The following is a 15,602-nucleotide window of genomic DNA, read 5'->3' as shown; positions in this document are numbered from 1 at the left end:
CTACCTATTAAATTTAGTAAACGAACTTATAAAAATTAGTTATTTAAACGCTCTACCAATTCTTCAGGCGATAGATATCCACCCAGATAAACACCCTCGCTATTATAAATCGCAGGAGTGCCATTGACGCCCATATTCAGCCCCAGCTGATATTGATCTCTGACCGGATTCTTACAGGTCGCTGGAGCAAGCGGTGTACCGGCAATGGCCTGGTCAAAAGCCGCCTGACGGTCTTCACTACACCACACGCTTTCCATGGCTGGCATGAACTGCTCACCACGTGGCCAGGCGATATAGCGTACTTCGATGCCCTTGGCATTAATTTCGCTCATATGCTCATGCAGTTTATGGCAATACGGACAGCTGACATCGGTAAACACATACACGACATGTTTGGTTTTACCTTGCGCTTTATAAATCAGCAAGTCTTCGGCTTTTAAGTTGGCCAGCAGCTTTTTATTGGCTTCGGATTGCAGGCTTTCACTGACATTGTGAATTTTACTGTCGCCTAGACGCAGCACGTCACCCTGAATAATGTATTTGCCATCGGCAGTGGCATAGACAGAGGACATGCCTTCCAGGTTGACCCAATACAGATTGGGAACCTCGGTCGCCTTAATGTTTAAAATTTTGGCATTGATATTGGCTTTCTTGAAGTGCTGCTGCAGCGTATTGATCAGCCTCTGCTGCGCATTGCGTTCTGAAAGGTTGGATGCTTCCCCGGTTGCAGGTGCACTAGCGGTTAAAGTACTTTGTTTTTTTTCATCATTATTCGAATTGGAGCAGGCCGTTAATCCCAAGCCTGCAGCAAGTGTACATGCGAGAAAAATTTTTGAACGGGTAAATAACATAAACAACCCTTTCTTGTAGGTATAAAAAACAGGTGAGTAAGCATAACAAAAAAAAATGCCTGCGATAAAATTTCTTGGTCTGATATTTGCTGCCGTTAAGCGCGTGGGTGATAAGTGGCATGTAACTGTTGCATGCGAACCTGAGCCACGTGGGTATAAATTTGCGTGGTGGACAGATCACTATGCCCAAGCAGCATCTGGACCACACGCAAGTCGGCACCATGATTGAGCAAATGGGTGGCAAAAGCATGACGCAAGGTATGCGGCGAAAGTTCGGCCTGAATTCCGGCTTGCAGTGCATAGCGCTTAATGGCGTACCAGAAATTTTGCCGGCTCATGATGCCGCCATGCTGGGTTAAAAACACATAGTCGGTGGCGGACTTATAAAGGCTGGCACGTGCTTCATGCAGATACTTTTCAATCCATTCGCAAGCGACCTGTCCCAAAGGCACCAGACGTTCCTTATTGCCTTTGCCGACAATACGCAAATAACCCTGTTTTAAATTAATCAGTTCCAGTCTTAAATTGAGTAATTCAGATACCCGCAGCCCGCAGGCATACAGCACTTCAAACATCGCCCGGTCACGTAAGCCCAGTGCCGTATTAATGTCGGGTGCGTTAATCAGGGCTTCAACATCGGCTTCAGATAAATCTTTAGGCAAGGCCCGACCAATTTTAGGGGTTTTATGGGTCGCGACCGGATTATCGCTACGTAATTTCTGTTCACGCAAAAATTTATAAAAGGAGCGCAGTGCAGACAGCGAGCGGGCAATCGAGCGCGGGCTTTTGCCCTGTTTGGTCAGGCTCAGTAACACATCGGCGATGTCATCACTGTTCCAGTCCTGCATCGAGATTACCTTGCATTCACTACATTGAATTAAATCAGACAGATAAGCATTGCGAGTATGCGGACTGACAGTTTGGGCAATTAAGTAATCTCGAAAGCCCTGTAAAAAACTTAAATGTTCCGGAATGTTGACGGGTGCAGGAATACGCGGCTTTTTATTGAGCATGTCACTTCTACATTGAATGAAAAATCCAAGTTTTTCTTGGCCTGCATCAATGTAGACCAATTTTTTTGCAATGTCGAACACGGCACACAAGATGAGAATTGGAATAAACCTTACTTGGTAATTATTCTCATTTGTTTGTATACTGTAGCAAATATTTTAGGATTAGATGCGGTGCGATTATCTGATTTGAAAGTGAAACAAACGGCCATCATTCGCAAAGTGAATCGTACTTTGGATGATGATACAGCTCAGACTGATCTGGTGGCGAGTCGTTTAGAAACTTTAGGTTTTGTACCGGGAACAAAAGTTCAGGTCATTACCAAAGGTATTTTTGGGGGTGATCCTATCCTGATTCAGGTGGGATTTACCCGTTTCGCACTGCGCAAAGTTGAAGCTGAAAAGATTGAAATTGAAGAGGGGATCACTGCATGAGTGATGCGCTACGTATTGCCCTTGTAGGTAACCCTAACTGTGGTAAAACATCATTATTCAACCATTTAACCGGAACACGGCAGAAGGTTGGTAACTATGCTGGGGTCACGGTTGAACGTAAAGTAGGGCAGTTTATTTTACCTTCGGCTCGTGCGGTTCGTGTACTGGATTTACCTGGGACCTATAGTCTGAATGCCACTAGTCCGGACGAAGCCATTACCCGCGATGTGGTGCAAGGCAAAATTGCAGAAGAAGGTCAGCAAGATGCCTTTCTATGTGTAGTCGATGCAACTAACCTAAAATTGCATCTCGGTTTGGTTCTGGAAATGATTGAGCTGGGCCGTCCGATTTTACTGGTCTTAAATATGATGGACGAAGCACGCCGCCGTGGCATGCAGATCAACACGCAAAAACTATCGCAACGTTTAGGCATTCCTGTGGTAGAAACCGTTGCAGTACGTAATGCAGGGATTGAAAACCTGATGGGTACACTGGATGCGGAAACGTTTAGAACGCCCAATGCTGAACTGAGTGATGTCAAAATTTCGGGTTCAAATCATGAAAAAATTGCTCAGCTGCTAAAAGATGTGGTGGTTTTTGTTGACCATGAAGACAAACGCTCCGATTTTCTAGACAAGATATTTTTACATCCGGTGGGGGGGCTGGTCAGTCTGGCCGTGATGATGTTCATCGTGTTCCAGGCGGTATTTGCCTGGGCTGCGCCATTCATGGATGGCATCGAACGCTTTTTTGGCTGGCTGGGTGAAGTGGTCAGTGCACAGATTTCCCATCCGCTATTGAACAGTCTGGTGGTGGATGGAATTATCGCCGGTGCTGGTGGTGTGGTGGTCTTTCTGCCCCAGATTTTAATCCTGTTCTTTTTCATTTTGGTGCTGGAAGAATCGGGTTACCTACCGCGTGCGGCATTTTTGCTGGATAAGCTGATGTTTAAAGCCGGTCTTTCAGGTCGTGCTTTTATTCCACTACTGTCCAGCTTTGCCTGTGCGGTGCCGGGCATTATGGCAACCCGCAGCATCAGTGATCCGCGTGACCGTTTAACCACGATTTTTGTGGCACCGTTGATGACCTGCTCGGCCCGTTTGCCGGTGTATGCCTTGCTGATTGCCGCTTTCATTCCGGAAAAAATGGTTTGGGGTATATTCAATTTACAGGGTTTGGTGCTGTTTGGCTTATATATGGCCGGGATTGTTAGTGCCTTGATTGTGGCGACCGTGCTGAAATTTTTCCAGAAAGACAAGTCACAGCATATGTTGTTAATGGAGTTGCCAAGCTACCGTTTTCCTGATGTCAAAAGCGTTTGGATTGGTCTCCTGGATCGCGCCAAAATCTTCCTGAAACGTGTCGGTGGCATCATCTTTGCCCTGTCTATTTTACTGTGGTTTCTGTGTACCTTCCCGCAAGCTCCGGAAGGTGCGACTGCCCCGGCAATTGACTATTCCTTTGCAGGGATGCTGGGACATTTGATGCAGCCAATTTTTGCCCCACTGGGCTTTAACTGGCAAATCTGCATTGCTTTAATTCCGGCGATGGCGGCTCGTGAAGTGGTGGTGGCTGCACTGGGTACCGTATATGCACTTTCTGCGGTAGATGAGGATGCCATGTCACAGGGTCTGGCCTCTATTATTGGTAGTACAGGTGAACTGGGCTGGTCATTGGCGACCGGTTTGTCCCTGCTGGTCTGGTTTATCTATGCGCCGCATTGTTTGGCGACGCTGGCCACGGTACGCCGTGAAACAGGGTCGTGGAAAACCATGTCTTTTATGACTCTTTACCTGTTTGGTCTGGCATATCTGATGTCATTCCTGACCTATCAAATTGCTTCACATTACTTTGGATAAGCTTATTTAAGGCTGTGAAAGGAGACTGAAATGATTGAAATTCTGATAGTGGCTGCTTTGGTCCTTTGGAGTGCTGTCGTGGTGTTCAAGAAAGTTTTTCCCCGAACATCAAACTCGGTCTTCACGGCACTGTCTCAGTACTGTGCAAAGCAAGGCTGGACAGCGTTGGCGAAGTGGTTAAAGCCGGCGATGGTTTCAGGTTGCGGAGGGAGCTGTGGCTGTGCTGCAAATGAAGAACAGGTTCCGAAAAAACCTGAAGTCCAGGCAGTAAAATGGAAATAACTTTCAAGTTATATTTCCCTCTTCAATAAGAATTTTGCAAAACCGTCATTTTTATGACGGTTTTTTTACGCGCTGACACAAAAAAGCCGAGATAAAGTCAAAACAGAAAAAGCATTCAAAACAGCAAAGTGCTAACATTTTGTCAGTTTTAGAAACAGACCATAAAATGGGGCAAAAATGTTAATACAGCGTGGTGGATTAAAAGTTGTTGCAGGACTCGGAATTTCAGGTGTTGCAGCAGTCAATTTCTTACATGAACATGGCTACCGCGTTGCAGCAACAGATTCTCGAAAGACACCTCCCGGATATGACCAGATTCCTGCCGATGTTCAGACCAGTTTTGGTCAGCTTGATCAAGAGCTCTTAATGCAAGCAGAAGAAATTGTGATCAGTCCGGGGCTTGATCCAAAGATTCCAGAAATTCAGGCGGCGATTGCCCAAGGCATTCCAGTGGTCAGTGAAATTCAGATTTTGCGCCGTGCCACCGATAAACCGATTGTGGCGATTACCGGTTCAAATGCCAAAAGTACCGTAACGACCCTGATTGGCCTAATGGCCAAAGATGCCGGCAAGAAAGTGGCGGTAGGCGGTAATTTAGGTCGTCCGGCACTGGATTTAACCAAAGACGATCCTGAACTGTATATTCTGGAATTGTCCAGCTTCCAGTTGGAAACCACCTCGAATTTGAATGCAGAAGTGGCCGTGGTACTCAACATGAGTGAAGATCATCTTGATCGTCATGGCGATATGTTTGGTTATCACACTGCAAAACATCGTATTTTCCAGGGCGTGAAAAAAGTCGTGTTTAACCGTGATGATTCACTTACTCGTCCACTGGTTCCCGATACGACACCCATGCAGAGCTTTGGCCTGAATGCACCGGATTTAAATCAGTACGGCATCTTGAAAGAAGATAATGGCACGATCTGGCTGGCACGTGGCCGTGAGCGCCTGTTGAAAAGTGCAGACATGTACATTCAAGGGACGCATAACGTAGCCAATGCCTTGGCTTGCCTGGCTTTGGGTGAAGCCATTGGTTTACCGCTGGACAGCATGCTGGAAACGCTGAAAACCTTTAAAGGCCTGGAACACCGCTGTGAATTTGTCAAAGAAGTACATGGCGTCCGTTATTATAATGACTCCAAAGGGACCAATATTGGCGCAACACTGGCGGCCATTGATGGTTTAGGTGCAGCGATTGAGCCGCAACAGGGTAAAGTCGCGATCATTCTGGGTGGGCAGGGTAAAGGTCAGGATTTCACTGCATTACGCGAGTCTTTAAGCAAATATGCCAAAGTCGCGGTTTTAATTGGTGAAGATCGTCCAATTATTGAAGCAGCCATTCAAGGCACCACGACATTGCTTCATGCCGAATCTTTAAAAGAAGCGGTGGAATTATGCCAGCAACATACCCAAGCGCATGATGTGGTGTTATTGTCACCTGCATGTGCAAGTTTTGATATGTTTAAGGGTTATAGTGAACGTGGACACCAGTTTGTTGAATGTGTGAACACACTTGCTTAGAAGAACGATAAGGAAAGTTGTATGGCTGGGTTAGCTCAGACGACCATAAATAAAATTAATCAGGTCTACAATGAGTGGGGATCGAAAATTCCCGCGGAAGTAACGCCACGTAATGTACTGATTTTCTGTGTAATTGCCTTGCTATGTATTGGCTCCATCATGGTGGCATCGGCATCGATGCCCTATGCAGACCGTTTACATGAAAATCCATTTCATTTTGTGATTCGACACGGCATTTCCATTTTTGCGGCAGGCTTAGCTGCATTTCTGGCGTATAAAGTGTCGCTGAATGTCTGGTTTAATAATACCTTCCCGCTGTGGATCATGACCATTTTGTTGCTGGCTGTGGTATTGGTCGTCGGTACAGAGGTCAATGGTTCCACCCGCTGGATTCGTATTGCTGGCTTTACCTTGCAGGCCTCCGAAGTGGCCAAGGTCATGATGGCCATCTTTACTGCAGATTATGTGGTACGACGGGCAAAAGAGGTGAGAAGCAGTGCTTCCGGCCTGTATCGACTGGTCGGCGTGATGATCATCACGGTAGGCTTGATCCTGCTGGAACCAGATCTGGGTGCGACTGCGGTGATCGTCCTGATGATTTTAGGTGTGTTCTTCCTGGCGGGGGCACCGCCGATCCAGTTTATTTTCTTCCTGATCGCGATTGTATGCGCTTTGGCTGCGGCGATTATTTTCGAGCCTTACCGTTTACAGCGTGCCTTGTCTTTTACCAATCCATGGGCGGATCCCTTGGGCACTGGCTATCAGCTTTCCAATGCATTGATGGCCTTTGGCCGGGGTGAATGGACTGGGGTAGGGCTGGGTCATAGTATCCAGAAAATGTCTTATCTACCTGAAGCGCATACGGACTTTATGCTGGCGATTCTGGGTGAGGAATTCGGCTTTTTCGGCATCAGCACCGTATTGATCCTGTCCTTCATGATGGTGGTGTGCTGTATCAAGATCGGACATCGTGCCTTGCAGTATCAATACTTGCGTGCAGGTTATCTGGCCTATGGCATCAGTATCATCTTCCTGCTGCAAATTCTGGTGAATGCCGGAATGAATATGGGCATGTTGCCGACCAAAGGTTTGACCTTGCCGTTTATCAGTTATGGCGGTTCATCGTTAATTATGTGTGCAGTGATGATCAGCCTGATTTTGAAAATTGATGCCACTACACAAAAAGCCAATCCAAGCAAAGAAGAGTCAAGCTTCTAGCGTTGATTCGGACGATCAGTCTGGCTGAGCATGGTTTAACACTGTGCTCGGCATTTCCGTTCCACAATGTAAGCATTTCACAAATTCTCCTTTTGCCTTGGAAAGGGGAATCAGCGGGATAAAAAATAAAGAAAAATAATTGCGTTGCTGTTTCAATTCATAAGCACTTCGGGTTCTGCATACCGGACATAAAAACTGATTTTTCTCGACCACTTTGGTTTTAGGACCAATGCCAAATATAAAAAACATTTTGAGTCTGCCATTGTCTGCTGTAGGTGTTTTTAGCTTAACGATAATCTGAATTTTATAAATAGCTGCCGTGTAGCTCAGTTGTATGTGGAATGAAGTCTGTATTCCACTGGGCAATGGCCTGTTTCAGCATATGTTCCGGTAGGTCTAAATCGACTTCCGGCTGGTGCAAGGCGCGAATGGCTTGTTGCAATAATTCGGGAGCACGCTTGAGATCGAGTGCTTGGGCCAGATTCTGTTTAGAGAGTTTCTGTCCCTGAGCGTTCATTGCTAAAGGCAGATGCATATATTCAAGTTGCGGATAACCCAGCAGCGAACCGAGCCAGATTTGCCTTTCGGTATTATCCAGCAGGTCGGCACCGCGAACCACATGGGTCATGCCTTGCAGATAATCATCGACCACCACTGCCAGCTGGTAATTGATAATGCCATCACGGCGCTTCAACACAAAATCACCCAGGTCGTGTTGCAGATTGGAACAATGGGTTCCTTGCAGGCGATCGGTGAAACAAATGGTCTGATCTGATACTTTCAGACGAATGGCCTGCTGCTCGAAAGGCAGGTTTAAATCGCGGCAGGTTCCGACGTAGATATGATTGGAGCCGAGCATTTTACGGGTGCACTGGCAGGCATAGACCCAGCCTTTCTGATGCAGCTGTTCTATGACAGATTCATAAATATCGAGGCGATCTTTCTGGAAAATGATCTCGGCATCGGGCTCAAACTGGAACGCATCGATTGAGCGCAGGATATGTTCTTCACTACCGGGATAAATGCGCGGAATGTCGGTATCTTCAATCCGGACCAGCCATTGACCCTGATGGGCACGGGCATCGCAATAACTGGCCACCGCTGTAATGAGTGAACCAAAATGCAAAGGGCCGGTTGGCGATGGCGCAAACCGACCCACGTAATTCTCTTCTGCTTTCCCTCCCTTTCTTAAAGGGAGGGTCAGGGAGGGATTACTTAACACAGTATTAACCGTTATTTTGCTTCTCTTTGATTTCTGCCAGGGTTTTGCAGTCAATACAAAGGGTAGCCGTTGGACGTGCTTCAAGACGACGCAGGCCAATTTCAATACCACATGTTTCACAGAAACCGTAATCGTCGTTTTTAATCGCTTCGATAGATTGCTCAATCTTGCGGATCAGCTTGCGTTCACGGTCACGGGTACGGAGTTCGATGGCAAACTCTTCTTCTTGTGTGGCACGGTCATTCACGTCAGGCAATGCGGTATTTTCGTCTTGCATGGTGTTTAGGGTGCGGTCTACTTCAGACATCAACTCTGCTTTCCATGCCATCAAGATCTGGCGGAAATGCTCAAGCTGTCCTTCAGACATGTATTCTTCATTTTTTTTAGGCTGATAAGGTGCAATACCAAATAAGCTAGCAGTAGAACCACTTTCTGACGCTTTTGGCTTTGTTTTACGCACGCGTTTGGTAGATTTTTCATCTACAACATCAGTTTGTTCGTCCAAGACTTGATTTTGGTTGTCATTCGCCATATAGGGCATTCCTCATCATATGCGTACTATCTATACGCAAAAAATATGGTGATATGCAAGTGTTTTTATCCAACCCTAAGGAGATTTTCCTTCGAGGGTCGTCATCATATAGACTTTTTGTGCTTTTTGATAGTCTTTGATGCTTGGATTCTATCGATCATGCTTCCTTCAGAAGCCATAAAGTAATAGAAAAAAAGCAAAATGAAAAGTTAATAACCTGAAATTTCACCATTAATTTGTTGTCGTGCTGTTTGGACTCGGTGAATTTGGGTTTCAAGTTCACCATTGGCTTTTAAATGCAGGACACGAAAACCCGGCATTTCATTATCCAGGGCAAAATCTTCACTGAAAGGTTTGAACTGAACACAGGTGGATGGCGTAGAAAAAAACCGGATGTGCTGCCATTCATGACAGGAATCCTGATGTACGTGACCAAAAATAACTGCCTTGACATTGCTGTGCTTGGCCAGAATGTCGGTCAGGTTTTCAGTGTTTTTCAGCATATGCTGATCGATCCATTTGGATTGCATTGCAAAAGGATGATGATGGCATGCCACGATCACGGATTGCTGTTGCAGTTTTGCTAAAAGTATATCCAGTTGTTGCAATTGCTCTTGTTCAATCCAGCCGTCTATTCTGTCGGGTACAGCACTGTTTAACAGCACAAAGCTCCATCTGCCAAAATGAATGGCCTGCACCTCGTCCTTATTTTGGTAAAAAGGGAAGAGATCAATATTGTCATGATTGCCCGGAATTTGATAAAACGGGATTCCTAGCCGCTGCATGAAAGACAGATAACGGCTATAGGTTTCTGCAACCGGGACTTGAGCCAGGTCACCCGTATTGATAATGGCATCGGTATTTGGATATTGCTGTCGAATTTGCTGCATAACCGATTGAAAGCTGTGTTCTGGATTCATGTGCACAAATTCTAAATCTTCCTGATTCATCAAATGTGTGTCTGAAATTTGAATAATGGTCCAGTCTTGCTGATCTTCGTTGTGCTGGTATAAAGTCATGTCCGACTCCTTAGACATTCCTTGTTGTTTTAATATGTTGTTGCAGCCATTGCAAGGCCATTATGACCGGTGCATTCTTTAAGCGACCATTACACAGTAAGGTGGCTATTTCACTATAATCAATGATATGCAGCTGAATGTTTTCTCCTTCATCCGGCATGCCGAATATGCCACCGTGTTCAGGAAGATGCGCTTCAGCACTGTATAAATGGAACAATTCGGCACAGGCCCCAGCCGAAGGATAAAAGCTGAATAAAAGCTGCAACTGATCAATCTCACAGCCTGATTCTTCCAGGCTCTCACGACGTATACAGCTTTCCGGCGATTCATCTCCATCGAGTACACCGGCAATCACTTCCAGTTGCCAGGGAGATTCTGGATCATCCATTGCACCGACACGGAATTGTTCAATCAGGGCAAATTTCTGCTGGGCATCATCATAAATCAGTACACCTGCCGCTTCAGGGCGGTGAATCAGTTCACGCTGCATGACCGGAGTGAATTCGCTCTGGTTAAATAAACGATGGCAGAGATTGACTTTTTCAACCTGAATGAAGCCACGAAAAAGATATTCACGGGACTGAATTTTGACTTGGTCGCGGTTATATGTCGCTTGTTTAATAATGTTCATATAGCTCAGTCAGGATGAAAAGCATACATTCATCCTAACTGAGAATTTTATGAAAATAAAAGATTTTTTTTTAAGAATTACAGCTTGTGGTACAATTTTTGACCATGTTCATGGTAGCTGGTTTTCATGGCATTCAAACCTGCTTCAATCTCTGTATCCTGTTCTTGGCGCTGTCCCTCGTTGCTTTGATTTTTCGCATAATCCCTCACATTTTGAGTGATTTTCATCGAACAGAATTTAGGACCACACATGGAACAGAAATGTGCAGACTTGTGCGCTTCCTTCGGCATGGTTTCATCATGCATGCTACGTGCAGTATCCGGGTCCAGACTCAAATTGAACTGATCTTCCCAGCGGAATTCGAAACGCGCTTTGGATAGGGCATTATCACGCACCTGCGAACCTGGATGTCCCTTGGCCAGATCGGCGGCATGGGCGGCAATTTTATAGGTGATGATGCCATCTTTGACATCTTTCTTGTTCGGCAGGCCTAAATGCTCTTTAGGTGTGACATAACACAGCATGGCCGTACCGTACCAGCCAATCATGGCAGCACCAATCGCTGAAGTAATATGGTCATAGCCCGGAGCAATATCGGTGGTTAAAGGGCCCAGAGTATAGAAAGGCGCTTCCTTGCAGACTTCCAGTTGCAGATCCATATTTTCCTTGATCATGTGCATCGGTACATGCCCCGGACCTTCAATCATCACCTGTACATCATGCTCCCAGGCACGGTGGGTCAGCTCGCCTAAAGTGCGCAGTTCGCTAAACTGTGCTTCGTCATTGGCATCCTGAATACAGCCAGGACGTAAACCGTCGCCCAGACTGAACGACACATCATAGGCTTTCATAATTTCGCAGATTTCATCGAAATGGGTATACAGGAAATTTTCCTGATGATGCGCCAGACACCACTGCGCCATAATAGAACCGCCACGTGAAACAATTCCGGTTAAGCGGTTGGCAGTCAGCGGTACATATCTTAAAAGCACGCCGGCATGAATGGTGAAATAATCCACGCCTTGTTCCGCCTGTTCAATCAGGGTGTCTTTAAAGATTTCCCAAGTCAGGTCTTCGGCCACACCATCGACTTTTTCCAAAGCTTGATAGATTGGCACAGTACCAATCGGAACAGGAGAGTTGCGAATAATCCATTCACGGGTTTCATGAATGTTCTTGCCAGTCGACAAATCCATAATGGTGTCTGCGCCCCAGCGGGTGGCCCAGGTCATTTTCGCCACTTCTTCATCAATGCTGGAACCGAGCGCGGAGTTGCCGATATTGGCATTGATTTTCACCAGAAAATTACGCCCGATAATCATCGGCTCAATTTCAGGATGGTTAATATTGGCCGGAATAATGGCGCGACCTTCCGCCACTTCCTGACGCACAAATTCGGGGGTAATTTCAGTCAGGTTTTTCGCGCCGAAGTTTTGACCGGCATGCTGGCGTGCATCGACACCTTCCTGCTGGCGCTGGTTTTCACGAATGGCGATATATTCCATTTCCGGGGTAATGATACCCTGACGTGCATAGTGCATCTGGGTCACATTTTTGCCCGCTTTGGCACGGCGCGGCTTTTGAATATGGGCGAAACGGATGTCTGCCGTGCGAATATCCTTCAGGCGTTCCTGTCCAAAAACAGAACTCAGGGTCGCTAATCGTTCCGTATCCTGGCGTTCCTCAATCCATGTTTCACGCACATTGGGCAAACCTTTATTCAGGTTAATGGCCACGTTCGGGTCGGTATAAACGCCTGACGTGTCATAGACCATAATGGCCGGATTGTGTTCGCCACCCAGACCGGTTGGGGTCTCGGTCAGGGAAATTTCACGCATGGGAACCTGAATGTCGCTACGTGAACCTTGAATGTAGACTTTTCTGGAAGCGGGTAAAATTCGGGTGAGATCTTTGGCATCTTGCTCATGTTGAGCGGAAATATCTGTTGCAGAGCGATTCGTTAATTGGTCCATGGTAATGATCCTTGTGAATGACATCAACGAATCAAGCACGACCAAAAACGTGGCTGTTTTATCCGGATAGATTGATTGTAAAAATCAGCATGGATAAATTGAAGGCTTAGGTTTTTTGATGGCTTGATTCCTACGCAGGTCTTAACCTGATCAGGTTCAACGGTACTCACCATCAAATGCCATAGCTGCATATAGAATTTAGGTGATCTCAGCAAGTTATTACTCGCGCTCCGTCAAGCTATGCGTCATCTTAACATGCCGAACCACAAAAAAACATTCACATAAAATATCGCTTTTGCCTGGGGTATTGAACAGGGAGAGCGACCCAGGCTTAAAGACAAACCGCATCACTAAAACAGTCGCGCGGGTTGGAAAGGCTTAGATTTTGTAGACCTAAATATTCATCTAACTGTTTGAGTGCAAGCTGCTTTTCAGACATCGACTGTTGTTCTTTAGGGCTGAGCTGGACTGGAATTTCTTTTAAACGCTGCTGTTCAGATAATTGCAGAAATTGCAGAAACTTGTTCGCTTGAACGGCTAAATGTGAATTTTTGACCTGGGCTAATTTTTCAATTTCATCCAGCGAACTACTTTGGATGGCATATTGATCCAGATAAGTATCCGAGACAGGTGAATCACTCATGCCTTTAAATAAAAACAGGGTATACATCTGTAAAAGATACTCAGCATCTTTGCGATAGCTGCTCTTTGGATATTGATTTAAATAATCTTCCCAAAATAAAGCTCGGGACACAATTTCGTGCGGTTCAATAATTAGGATTTGATCTGAAAATACCGGTAGCATATTTTGGCTAGCCAAATTTTCGATAAAGACCTGTTCGGCTGGCGGCATATAAGGCGCAAAAATTCTGGCTAAATATTCAGGACTGCGGCGATAATTGACCCGGTCTTTACCCGTATCATACATCTCTATATATGCCTGCCCTTTATGTTTCAATAAATATTGATCACGTAAATTGAGCTGTTCAAAATGATTCTGTTGAATGGTGGGGTGCTGGGACAAATCAAAAGCATAGGCTTCGAAAGCAACTTGTTGCGGCGCCGTTCTGTCCACGCGGAGAAAGTTGTTATACATTTGATTGGAGAGTTTTAATAAATGCTGTTGTTCTGCAAATGTAGACAGCGGCAAGCATAATTTTAAATCCTGATTGATCTGTTCCAAGGCAAAAGTGGTACGTTCAGAATTAATAGCCAGCATATTTTTTTCAAGGTTTTTACATAATAGCGATAAATCTACCGTTTCATCTTGTTGTGATTGTTTTTGTACCTGTTCCGGGATAGGTTGAGGCTCGGGTTTTTGACACCCGAGCAGAAGCATAAAAATAAAAAAGGGAAAGCATTGCTTAACAGAAAATTTTGTTTTTAAAGGCACAGTCATTCTATATCGGGTACATGCGGCAATGATTTATAGGGGAGATGGATATTTTATAACTGAAAAAGTCTTTGTCTGTGTAGTATTATGAAGGGTTTTGGTTACGCGCTGTGATTATCGGAAAATAATTATGGAGACTAATGGATAATGCGGGTACATATTGTAAAAATTAATAAAAATCATACGGAAAATTGAGAAGATCATTTTAATATTGCATAGCCTTTATTATAAATATGCGTGTCTATGGATGGTCGCGAGTCGGGATTTACGATAAAAAATGGATATTAAAATAGTCATTGGTGCATGTGCGTTGTTGTTCAGCTCATGGAGTCATGCTTTAGATTTGGTGGAAGCCTATCAGCGGGCAAAAAACAGCGATCCCAATTGGCAAGCCAATCTTTTACAGTATGAAGCAGATCAACTCAATTTGGGCATTGCCAAAGGGAATTTACTGCCAACGGTGACTATTTCTGGAAATGTGGCGCGTAAAAGCCAGCAGACCAGTGACAGCACTATTCCGGGTTTTCCTTCCGATGCATTTGCGGCTTCATCGTCCAATACTCGACAAATTGCCATTACTGCACGCCAGCCGATCTTCCGCTGGGATGCCTGGGAAGGTTTAAAACAGGTCAAAACGTCCGTCAGCCTGAGTGAAATCACTTTACAATTGCAGCGCCAGGAACACATTTTAAATGTTTCTGAAAGTTATTTTAATGTATTGCGTCAGCAGAGTTTAACCGTAGCCAATCTTCAGGAAGAAAAAGCTCTGTTCGAACAGCTGAATGTCATGAATGCCAAACTGAAAGAAGGCCTGGTGGCAAAAAGCGATGTCAGTGAGGCCAATGCACAATATGAAAGTGCCCGGGCCAACCGAATTGCCACGCATGTGCAACTGGTTTTGGCACAGGAACAACTGTCCCAGTTAATCGGACCCTATCAAGAAAGTCTAGCCGTACTCCGGGACGATTTTCAATTTCAGAAGCCTTATCCAGCAGATCTGGATGCCTGGACAGCGCTGGCACTCAGCCAGAATCTTTCTGTTCAGCAGGCACGCATACAGCAGCATTATGCAGAAGACCAGAAGCGGGTAGAAAAAGCCGCCTTATATCCACAAATTGAGGCGGTAGGGACGTATGGTTATATCAAGCAGTCCCCGCAAAATGTGGTGTCCAGCGATGGCAAGTTTGACCAGATTGGCGTAGAGATGAACTGGAACGTTTATACCGGGGGCAGAACACAGAAATCCATTCAAAAAGCCGCGGTGAACGTGAAAAAAAGCGAATCTCAACTGGATGCTGCGATTCGCAAGGCCAATACCGATGTGAAAAAATCTTATATGCAGGTAGAAACCGATCAAGCCAAATTGCAGGCACGAAAAGCTGCCATGGATTCCTCGGAAGTGGTTTCCCGGGCCTCTCAGGCACAATATCAGGAAGGCTTAAAAACCATGGTCGATGTGCTGCTGGCCCAACGCAATGCTTTTTCTGCCAAACAGGATTATTTAAACGCAAAATATGATTATTTGATTAATGTGCTGCGTTTAAAAGCATCGGTCGGTAAATTGACCGAAAAAGACCTTGAAGAAATGAATGCCTGGCTGGTTGACAAGTCGTTCAAGCCGGCCGGCTAATCTTGCAGTTTTTGTCATAAAAA

At 45.4% G+C, this 15,602-nt stretch carries 15 protein-coding genes and 1 riboswitch; of the genes, 6 read left to right on the top strand and 9 right to left on the bottom strand.

Annotated features, from left to right (window positions below; genetic code table 11):
• Positions 1 to 35: 35 nt before the first annotated feature.
• A complete protein-coding gene (locus tag E0H88_RS02430) occupies positions 36 to 851 on the bottom strand; it encodes a DsbC family protein (RefSeq protein WP_092819201.1) in 816 nt (271 codons plus the stop codon).
• 95 nt (positions 852 to 946) lie between these two features.
• A complete protein-coding gene (xerD, locus tag E0H88_RS02425) occupies positions 947 to 1,864 on the bottom strand; it encodes a site-specific tyrosine recombinase XerD (RefSeq protein WP_131272981.1) in 918 nt (305 codons plus the stop codon).
• A gap of 171 nt (positions 1,865 to 2,035) precedes the next feature.
• On the opposite strand from xerD, the gene E0H88_RS02420 reads away from it, so the two are divergent.
• The 5 genes from E0H88_RS02420 (at position 2,036) to ftsW (ending at position 7,179) form a co-directional block, all read left to right on the top strand.
• The gene (locus tag E0H88_RS02420; protein WP_092819248.1) at positions 2,036 to 2,296 is read left to right on the top strand and encodes a FeoA family protein; all 261 of its coding nucleotides are present in this window, start codon (positions 2,036 to 2,038) and stop codon (positions 2,294 to 2,296) included.
• A complete protein-coding gene (feoB, locus tag E0H88_RS02415; RefSeq protein WP_131272980.1) occupies positions 2,293 to 4,155 on the top strand; it encodes a ferrous iron transporter B in 1,863 nt (620 codons plus the stop codon). Before E0H88_RS02420 ends, feoB begins: the two co-directional genes overlap by 4 nt.
• Before the next feature lie 30 nt (positions 4,156 to 4,185).
• A complete protein-coding gene (locus E0H88_RS02410; RefSeq protein WP_131272979.1) occupies positions 4,186 to 4,437 on the top strand; it encodes a DUF6587 family protein in 252 nt (83 codons plus the stop codon).
• Between the two features lie 177 nt (positions 4,438 to 4,614).
• Positions 4,615 to 5,961: a UDP-N-acetylmuramoyl-L-alanine--D-glutamate ligase gene (gene murD / locus E0H88_RS02405; protein WP_131272978.1), complete on the top strand. Its 1,347-nt coding sequence runs from the start codon at positions 4,615 to 4,617 to the stop codon at positions 5,959 to 5,961.
• 21 nt (positions 5,962 to 5,982) lie between these two features.
• Complete coding sequence (gene ftsW, locus E0H88_RS02400) at positions 5,983 to 7,179, top strand: putative lipid II flippase FtsW (RefSeq protein ID WP_131272977.1); 1,197 nt, start codon at positions 5,983 to 5,985, stop codon at positions 7,177 to 7,179.
• A 15-nt stretch (positions 7,180 to 7,194) separates the two neighbouring features.
• On the opposite strand, the gene E0H88_RS02395 is transcribed toward ftsW, so the two are convergent.
• The 7 genes from E0H88_RS02395 to E0H88_RS02365 all read right to left on the bottom strand — a co-directional run bounded on the left by E0H88_RS02395 (position 7,195) and on the right by E0H88_RS02365 (position 13,955).
• Positions 7,195 to 7,428 carry a zinc-ribbon domain-containing protein gene (locus tag E0H88_RS02395; protein WP_131272976.1) on the bottom strand — a complete coding sequence of 78 codons (234 nt, stop codon included), beginning with the start codon at positions 7,426 to 7,428 and terminating at the stop codon, positions 7,195 to 7,197.
• Positions 7,429 to 7,483: 55 nt separating this feature from the next.
• Positions 7,484 to 8,401 carry a tRNA glutamyl-Q(34) synthetase GluQRS gene (gene gluQRS / locus E0H88_RS02390; protein ID WP_131272975.1) on the bottom strand — a complete coding sequence of 306 codons (918 nt, stop codon included), beginning with the start codon at positions 8,399 to 8,401 and terminating at the stop codon, positions 7,484 to 7,486.
• A gap of 4 nt (positions 8,402 to 8,405) precedes the next feature.
• Positions 8,406 to 8,933: an RNA polymerase-binding protein DksA gene (gene dksA / locus E0H88_RS02385; RefSeq protein WP_092819193.1), complete on the bottom strand. Its 528-nt coding sequence runs from the start codon at positions 8,931 to 8,933 to the stop codon at positions 8,406 to 8,408.
• A 209-nt stretch (positions 8,934 to 9,142) separates the two neighbouring features.
• A complete protein-coding gene (cpdA, locus tag E0H88_RS02380; RefSeq protein ID WP_131272974.1) occupies positions 9,143 to 9,952 on the bottom strand; it encodes a 3',5'-cyclic-AMP phosphodiesterase in 810 nt (269 codons plus the stop codon).
• 10 nt (positions 9,953 to 9,962) lie between these two features.
• Positions 9,963 to 10,583: an NUDIX domain-containing protein gene (locus tag E0H88_RS02375; protein ID WP_131272973.1), complete on the bottom strand. Its 621-nt coding sequence runs from the start codon at positions 10,581 to 10,583 to the stop codon at positions 9,963 to 9,965.
• Positions 10,584 to 10,660: 77 nt separating this feature from the next.
• Positions 10,661 to 12,556, bottom strand: a complete 1,896-nt coding sequence (thiC, locus tag E0H88_RS02370) for a phosphomethylpyrimidine synthase ThiC (protein ID WP_131272972.1) — start codon at positions 12,554 to 12,556, stop codon at positions 10,661 to 10,663.
• A 110-nt stretch (positions 12,557 to 12,666) separates the two neighbouring features.
• Positions 12,667 to 12,799, bottom strand: a riboswitch (TPP riboswitch).
• 88 nt (positions 12,800 to 12,887) lie between these two features.
• Positions 12,888 to 13,955, bottom strand: a complete 1,068-nt coding sequence (locus E0H88_RS02365; RefSeq protein ID WP_213074924.1) for a hypothetical protein — start codon at positions 13,953 to 13,955, stop codon at positions 12,888 to 12,890.
• Between the two features lie 271 nt (positions 13,956 to 14,226).
• On the opposite strand from E0H88_RS02365, the gene abuO reads away from it, so the two are divergent.
• The gene (abuO, locus tag E0H88_RS02360; protein ID WP_131272970.1) at positions 14,227 to 15,579 is read left to right on the top strand and encodes a multidrug efflux outer membrane protein AbuO; all 1,353 of its coding nucleotides are present in this window, start codon (positions 14,227 to 14,229) and stop codon (positions 15,577 to 15,579) included.
• Positions 15,580 to 15,602 lie beyond the last annotated feature (23 nt).

Source organism: Acinetobacter sp. ANC 4216, assembly GCF_004331195.1.
Classification (GTDB): domain Bacteria; phylum Pseudomonadota; class Gammaproteobacteria; order Pseudomonadales; family Moraxellaceae; genus Acinetobacter; species Acinetobacter kookii.
This window is presented reverse-complemented; position numbering and strand designations above follow the sequence as displayed.